The 7580-nt window shown below is 37.9% G+C and carries 7 protein-coding genes and 1 other annotated feature; of the genes, 1 reads left to right on the top strand and 6 read right to left on the bottom strand.

Going from position 1 to position 7580, the window contains the following annotated elements; translation table 11 throughout:
- Positions 1-254 precede the first annotated feature (254 nt).
- Both holA and ADH54_RS00815 read right to left on the bottom strand, forming a co-directional pair.
- Positions 255-1292, bottom strand: a complete 1038-nt coding sequence (gene holA / locus ADH54_RS00820; RefSeq protein ID WP_049521416.1) for a DNA polymerase III subunit delta — start codon at positions 1290-1292, stop codon at positions 255-257.
- 32 nt (positions 1293-1324) lie between these two features.
- A complete protein-coding gene (locus tag ADH54_RS00815; RefSeq protein WP_049523471.1) occupies positions 1325-2260 on the bottom strand; it encodes a dihydroorotate oxidase in 936 nt (311 codons plus the stop codon).
- A gap of 229 nt (positions 2261-2489) precedes the next feature.
- On the opposite strand from ADH54_RS00815, the gene gdhA reads away from it, so the two are divergent.
- A complete protein-coding gene (gdhA, locus tag ADH54_RS00810; RefSeq protein ID WP_000199543.1) occupies positions 2490-3836 on the top strand; it encodes an NADP-specific glutamate dehydrogenase in 1347 nt (448 codons plus the stop codon).
- Between the two features lie 93 nt (positions 3837-3929).
- Here gdhA and ADH54_RS00805 read toward each other — a convergent pair whose 3' ends face one another.
- From ADH54_RS00805 to rplJ, 4 genes are all read right to left on the bottom strand, one after another.
- The gene (locus ADH54_RS00805; protein WP_049523470.1) at positions 3930-4574 is read right to left on the bottom strand and encodes a TetR/AcrR family transcriptional regulator; all 645 of its coding nucleotides are present in this window, start codon (positions 4572-4574) and stop codon (positions 3930-3932) included.
- Between the two features lie 16 nt (positions 4575-4590).
- Positions 4591-5595, bottom strand: coding sequence for an NADP-dependent oxidoreductase (locus ADH54_RS00800; RefSeq protein WP_049523469.1), 1005 nt, complete (start codon positions 5593-5595; stop codon positions 4591-4593).
- A 279-nt stretch (positions 5596-5874) separates the two neighbouring features.
- A complete protein-coding gene (gene rplL / locus ADH54_RS00795; protein ID WP_001196965.1) occupies positions 5875-6243 on the bottom strand; it encodes a 50S ribosomal protein L7/L12 in 369 nt (122 codons plus the stop codon).
- Between the two features lie 72 nt (positions 6244-6315).
- Positions 6316-6816: a 50S ribosomal protein L10 gene (gene rplJ / locus ADH54_RS00790; protein ID WP_001287277.1), complete on the bottom strand. Its 501-nt coding sequence runs from the start codon at positions 6814-6816 to the stop codon at positions 6316-6318.
- Between the two features lie 38 nt (positions 6817-6854).
- Positions 6855-6990: a sequence feature (ribosomal protein L10 leader region), on the bottom strand.
- Between the last annotated feature and the right edge of the window lie 590 nt (positions 6991-7580).

Here is a 7580-nt window from a genome sequence, read left to right as displayed (position 1 = left end):
AAAATCTCTTCAAACCGCGTCAACGTCGCCTTGCCGTAGGTATGGTTACTGACTTCGTCAGTTTCATCCGCAACCTCAAAAACATGTTTTGAGCTGACTTCGTCAGTTCTATCCACAACCTCAAAGCAGTGCTTTGAGCAACCGGCGGCTAGTTTCCTAGTTTACTCTTTGATTTTCATTGAGTATAAAATAAGCAAATCAGCAAGAAACCCACGACAAAATAATATTGACGCGGGTTGTAGTTTCAAAAAATATCAATTTACCTGGCTAGCAATCTGTAGGAGTGCCTTTTCAAAAAGGAAACTCTTTTCATAAAGACCTGTCTTAATCTGATAGTCTGTCTCAATCAAATAAGAAATAGCTTGCTGCAAAAAGCTCAAGGAAAGTCCTCTTGAATCCCTCAACGCAAACTTAATCTGATAGGGATTTGGATTGCGTCCGAGAAAACTTCCTAGACTACTTGCAATCTGAGATTCTGTTTGCCCAGACTCCGCCAAAATCTTCACCTGAGTAAAAGTCCGAAATTGTCCTAGCATGACTGCAATCAGTTTAATTTCATCTTCACCTTGCAAGGTCAAATCTCTAACCAAGTCACGCGCCTGATCCATCTTTTTAGTCAGAATAAACTGAGTTAAATCAAAAATATTGTCCTGCAAGGTCTTGGGAATTGCGTTAACAATATCCTCTTCCTCGATAACAGAGTCTTCCTTATAGGACTGTAAAAAGAGGAGATTTTTCTGAATTTCGCTAAATTGAAAACCAGACTTGATGAGGAGATTTTCAAAAGAATGATTGGCAAACTGCAGACCTTGTTTCTGGCTCCACTTTTGGAAATACTGGCGCAATTCTTGTTCTTTGGCTTCTACTGCGTCAAAAACCTTGGCATCACGCTTAAGTAATTTAACTAACCGTCTTTTACTATCCAACTTTCCTTCTGCAAAGATTATTAACTTGGTTGTTGGTGAAGGATTGTCAAAGTATTCCTCAAATGACTTGAGCTCATCATCTGTCAAAAAGCGTTTTTTAGCAGTCGTGATATCGACAAAATGATCCAATATCACTATTTTCTCATCCGCAAAGAAAGGAAGGCTGACCAACTCCAGTTCCACATCCTTGTAAACTACTTCTTTCATATCAAAGTAGGCAAAGTTGAGGTCAGCAGAATCATAACCAATCTGTTTCAATACTTGACTCTTCATCACTTCAAACTGACCCTGGTCTGTCCCTGTAAATAGGCTCAGACTAGGTAAATTTGATAAAGTCAACTTCTGGCTTTCTTCAATGGCTAGCATCTTCTCTCCTTTCTTCTGATTTTTTAATGAATTTAATCAATATAGCGCAATTTCCCACGGAAATCTTCTAGGCTCTCGTACCCTTTTTCCGACATGATTTCTTTTAGTTCATTTGTAATACGATCAAAAGCACCAACTCCTTCTTTGTGAAGTGTGGTTCCCACCTGCACCATACTTGCTCCACAGAGGATATGTTCAAAGGCATCACGACCAGTCAAAACGCCACCTGTTCCGATGATTTGGATTTGAGGATTTAAGCGTTGATAAAAGGCATGAACATTAGCTAGAGCAGTTGGTTTGATATACTCGCCACCAATGCCACCGAAACCATTTTTAGGACGAATAACGATAGACTCATCTTCTATATAAAGGCCGTTTCCGATAGAGTTGACGCAGTTGACAAACTTAAGAGGATACTTATTGAAAATAGCTGCCGCTTGTTCAAAGTGAACAATATCAAAATATGGTGGCAATTTAATTCCAAGAGGTTTGGTGAAGTAGGCAAACACCTCTGCCAAAATCCGGTCTGTTGTCTCAAAATCATAGGCAATCTGAGGTTTACCTGGAACATTTGGGCAGGAAAGATTTAGCTCAGTCAGACCACGGAAGTCACTCTCTTGGACTTTTTTCAAAATAGTATGAGTTTCCTCTGGAGACATGCCGACTAGAGATAAGAAGAAAGTTCGGTTTGGCTCTTTTTCCTGCAAATCCAAAAGATAGTTCAAATAATAGTCTAAGCCATTATTTGGCAAGCCCATGGAGTTAATAGAACCAAGTGGAACATCTTGATAGCGTGGTTCAGGATTTCCCTGACGAAAGTCCAAGGTCGCTGTCTTAGTGACAAAGGTTCCTGCCGCTGAGTTTTTAACCCCCTCTAGCTCTTCTATCGTCATACAAGCCACACCTGCTGCATTCATCAAGCAGTTGTCAAACTCAAAACCAGCAATTTGTGTTTTTGTTGATACCATGATTCTAATCCTCCAGATTCCTTTTATTGCTAATATTATACCACATTTTCAGATTTTCTCTTTAAGAAAGGCATTTATAAGAAAAACGTTCGTTTTTTATCTACTTTCAAAAAATCCCAAAAACTAAATTGAAAGAATTTTTAGAAAATTTTTGTTTTTTCTCTTTACAGTTAAAAAAAATTCTGCTATAATGACACACATAATTAAATTAGAATTTAAGGAGAACGATATGACATCTGCTAAAGAATATATCCAAAGCGTGTTTGAAACTGTAAAAGCTCGTAACGGGCACGAGGCTGAATTCCTCCAAGCTGTTGAAGAATTTTTCAACACTTTAGAACCTGTATTTGAAAAACACCCTGAGTATATCGAAGAAAATATCTTGGCACGTATCACTGAGCCAGAACGCGTGATTTCTTTCCGTGTTCCTTGGGTTGACCGTGATGGAAAAGTTCAAGTAAACCGCGGTTACCGTGTTCAATTCAACTCAGCTGTTGGACCATACAAAGGCGGACTTCGTTTCCACCCAACTGTTAACCAAGGAATTTTGAAATTCCTCGGATTTGAACAAATCTTTAAAAACGTCTTGACTGGACTTCCTATCGGTGGAGGTAAAGGTGGATCAGACTTCGATCCTAAAGGTAAAACAGATGCTGAAGTGATGCGCTTCTGCCAAAGCTTCATGACTGAACTACAAAAATACATCGGCCCATCACTTGACGTACCTGCTGGTGATATCGGTGTTGGTGGACGTGAAATTGGTTACCTTTATGGTCAATACAAGCGTCTTAACCAATTTGATGCTGGTGTCTTGACTGGTAAACCTCTTGGATTTGGTGGTAGTTTGATTCGTCCAGAAGCAACTGGTTACGGTTTGGTTTACTACACTGAAGAAATGCTTAAAGCTAACGGTAACAGCTTTGCTGGTAAGAAAGTGGTCATTTCAGGTTCTGGTAACGTTGCTCAATACGCTCTTCAAAAAGCGACTGAACTTGGTGCAACTGTTATCTCTGTATCTGACTCAAATGGTTATGTCATCGATGAAAATGGTATCGACTTCGATCTTTTAGTTGATGTTAAAGAAAAACGTCGCGCTCGTTTGACTGAGTATGCAGCTGAGAAAGCAACTGCAACCTACCACGAAGGTTCTGTATGGACTTATGCTGGAAACTATGACATCGCTCTTCCATGTGCGACTCAAAACGAAATCAACGGTGAAGCAGCTAAACGTTTGGTTGCTCAAGGCGTTATCTGTGTATCTGAAGGTGCCAACATGCCAAGCGACCTTGATGCCATCAAAGTTTACAAAGAAAATGGTATCTTCTATGGACCTGCCAAAGCTGCCAACGCTGGTGGTGTAGCCGTTTCAGCCCTTGAAATGAGCCAAAACAGTCTTCGTCTCTCATGGACTCGTGAAGAAGTTGATGGACGTCTCAAAGACATCATGACAAACATCTTCAACACAGCTAAAACAACTTCAGAAACATACGGTCTTGATAAAGACTACCTTGCAGGAGCAAACATTGCTGCCTTTGAAAATGTAGCAAACGCTATGATTGCACAAGGTATTGTTTAAGATTCATTTGCTTAATCCTCAATCGCTACGATTGGGGATTTTTATGTTGAATCAAAAAAACTCACCATTAACAGTGAGTTTTAACATCAGAATTTATTTTACTTTCATTAGGGCAGATGACAAACATTCAACAATCTCATCAACTGCTTCATCTATGTTTATAGTTCCTTCATCATTCAACATCATGGGAATAAGATAAGAAAAACTCAATGCTAAAATGTATCGAACAATTCTTTCATTTGACCAATTTAGAATAAATCCTTTTTCTTTAAATTGATTTAAAACAGGGCTAATTGGTTCTATTATAGATTGAACAATAATATTTCCTAACTGGATAGAAAGATTTTTATCAATAAAAGAACGCCCCAAGAGAATTTTAACATGCATTTGGTTCTCCTGAATGAAAAAGAGCCTATCTCGAACAATACTTTTTAAAAAGAAGGGAAAAGTTTCCTGATCTACTGTTAATTTCTTTTCTGAGAAATCCGCAATCACTTCTGGAATAACCTGTTCTAGAAAAGTAGATAAAATGGCTTCTAAAATACCTTCCTTTGTTTTAAAGTAACTAAAAACAGTTCCTTCTGACACTCCAGCGCGTTCGGCAATAAGGCTGGACGTTGTATTCTCAAATCCAATTTCTGAGAATAATTTTAAGCTTGATAATAATACTCGACGTTGTTTCAAGCTCAAGTTGCTAACTTCTAACGTCTGAGCATACTTTTGTTCTAAACTTTCCATCGCTAGCACCTCTCTTCTACTCTCTTACTTTTACGACTTTTTTGCCTCGACTGTGTCCCATTTTCAGACTACGATAGGCTTCTCTAACTGACTTTAGAGAAAAGTCATACACTTGATCAATTTTCAGCTGAACCTTCCCGTCTGAGACCATTTCAGCTAAAGTGCTAAAATCATCATATGTGGAATGTCTCGGACCAGTAAACTGAGCACCTTTTATCATAACATAGGGCGAAGGTACTAATGTCCCAATAGCTGTCCCTTTCAAGCCTAAACTAACAGCCAATCTAACATAATCAGATCCATAACAATCCAAAAATTTTGTAATAGGCGTTGGACTAGCTGATAGAAGAGCCTTCTTGATATTCTCTTCGTAACTTACTGGTATGGCACCTAAAGACTTCAGATACTCTGCATTTTTCTTACTTGCTATTCCAATCACTGTCGCTCCCTTAGCAATTGCATACTGTACTGCAATACTTCCAATACCTCCTGCTGCAGCTGAAATAACAACAGTATCTCTTGAATTTAATTCGATTCTTCTAAAAGCCCCTCCTACAGTTAGAGAAGCTACTCCCATAGTAGCTGCGTGAGTCATGTCGATCATCTCTGGTTTCAATACAATTTCTGATTCATTGACACAAATCTCTGTTGCTAAAGCTCCCCTCTTAGTTCCCAAACCAGGATCACTAATCATTGTTCCAAACACCTTGTCTCCTACTGAAAACTTACTTACTTCATTTCCAACTTCTGTAATAACTCCAGAAAAATCTCTCCCCACACCTCTTGGAAATAAAGATGATTTAGATTCAAACCAACGACTTGGTTTCCTTAATTTCGTTATAAAAGATAGAAATCGAAGGGGTTTCGCTCCCTCAAAAGTTTTATAATCAATAGGATTTAAACCAACAGCATGAACTTCTACTCTCACCTGATTTACATCCAAGGCTGTAGAGTCGATCTTCAGCAAATCCAAGACCTCTTCGTTACCGAAACGACTATACTCTATTGCTTCAACAACCATTTTCTCTACTCCTTAATTTCACAAAAATTGAGTAAACACTCATTTTTATAAATTATACTCTTAATTTGTAAGAAAATCAATATTATCGTTTGATAACGATTTATAACATGATACAAATATCCATCATTTCAATTTACCAATATGATTCTTTCAATCTAACTCTCCTCACTTTTTAAGATTCCTTCCCCTTTTTTGCCCCCTGGCACATAAAAATAAAAACCGCTAGTCCTAAGAATAGCGGTTTAATCATGTTTTTAAGCTACTAATGTAGTCGCTCTATTATTTAAGAGTAACTGAAGCTCCAGCTTCTTCCAATTTGGCTTTGATTTCTTCAGCTTCTGCAGTTGCAACGCCTTCTTTAACAAGTGCTGGTGCACCGTCAACAAGTTCTTTAGCTTCTTTAAGTCCAAGACCTGTGATTTCACGTACAACTTTGATAACGCCAACTTTTTTGTCGCCTGCAGATGTCAATTCAACGTCGAATGAATCTTTAGCAGCACCAGCGTCAGCAGCACCAGCTGCAGCAACAGCTACAGGAGCAGCTGCAGTTACACCAAATTCTTCTTCGATAGCTTTTACAAGGTCGTTCAATTCAAGGATTGAAGCTTCTTTAATTTCAGCAATAATGTTTTCAATGTTCAATGCCATTGTTATTTCCTCCAAATATGTTTTAAATTTATAATAGATTTTCGTAGCTAGGCTACGCTGCGTAGCTTAAGATTAAGCTGCGTCTTCTTTGTTGTCTGCAACCGCTTTGACTGCAAGAGCAACGTTGCGCACTGGCGCTTGAAGTACAGAAAGGAGCATAGAAAGAAGTCCTTCGCGGTTTGGAAGAGTTGCAAGTGCAAGAATCTCTTCTTTAGATGCGACAGCGCCTTCGATTGCACCACCTTTGATTTCAAGTGCTTCAGCGTTTTTAGAAAAGTCGTTCAAGATTTTCGCTGGTGCGATAACATCTTCGTTAGAAAATGCTACTGCAGATGGTCCAACAAATACAGATGCAAGATCTTCAAGACCAGCTTTTTCAGCTGCACGACGCAAGATTGAGTTTTTAATCACTTTATACTCAACTTCGCTTCCACGAAGCTCACGACGAAGAACTGTATCTTGCTCAACTGTCAAACCACGGGCGTCTACAACGACGATAGATGCAGCAGCTTTCATTTTTTCAGCTACTACGTCAACTAGTTCCGCTTTTTTAGCAATAATTGCTTCACTCATTAGTGTGTTCACCTCCGTTATTATTTTGCTTGGGGAAATTTTTCAAAAGAAAAACGCGCCCAAACCTAGACACGAAAGTACAATACGCTTCTTTTTACATGATACGTTTTGTCCTCGGTAGGATCCTTATGAGTCGAGCTCCCCTACTGTCTTAGGCAGTTTTTTCAAACCGTATATAAGTATAGCATAGTTTAAAAAAGAATGCAAGATTTTTTCAAACTTTTTTTAAATTCGAAAAGTCTCAGTCTCAGACTTAATTCTAGCATAATTCGTCGTCTGAGACTAGCTTCCAGTTTTGGGAGAGAGATGGAAGTTACTTTGATAAGTTACGAAACGTAATTATCAACTTTATTTACTTTTTTTCTTTTATTGGATTTTTTCATATGTCTCACCATTTATGGTCTACACACCTAAAATTTTTCTATAGGTAAGACAAAAAATTTTTAAATAGCTCTACTAACAAAAAGCAAGCTTCATCCTATATTTTAATATAAAATGTTTTCAACCAATTTACTACCTCGCTCTGTCTATGATATTAATATAGCATATTGAATCTAGAATAGCACATTACAGTTGCTAAAATATTTCTAGAAAAAATTGACTTTCTCAATCACTTTGTTCACATCTTATTTCAATCTACTATATTTTACAATAAATAATTATTAAAGACAATAAAAAAACTAAAAACTAATTTAAAATATCTTATACTCAATGAAAATCAAAGAGCAAACTAGGAAGCTAGCCGCAGGCTGTACTTGAGTACG

The organism is Streptococcus pseudopneumoniae, from assembly GCF_001072315.1.
Classification (GTDB): Bacteria; Bacillota; Bacilli; order Lactobacillales; family Streptococcaceae; genus Streptococcus; species Streptococcus pseudopneumoniae_R.
This window is presented reverse-complemented; position numbering and strand designations above follow the sequence as displayed.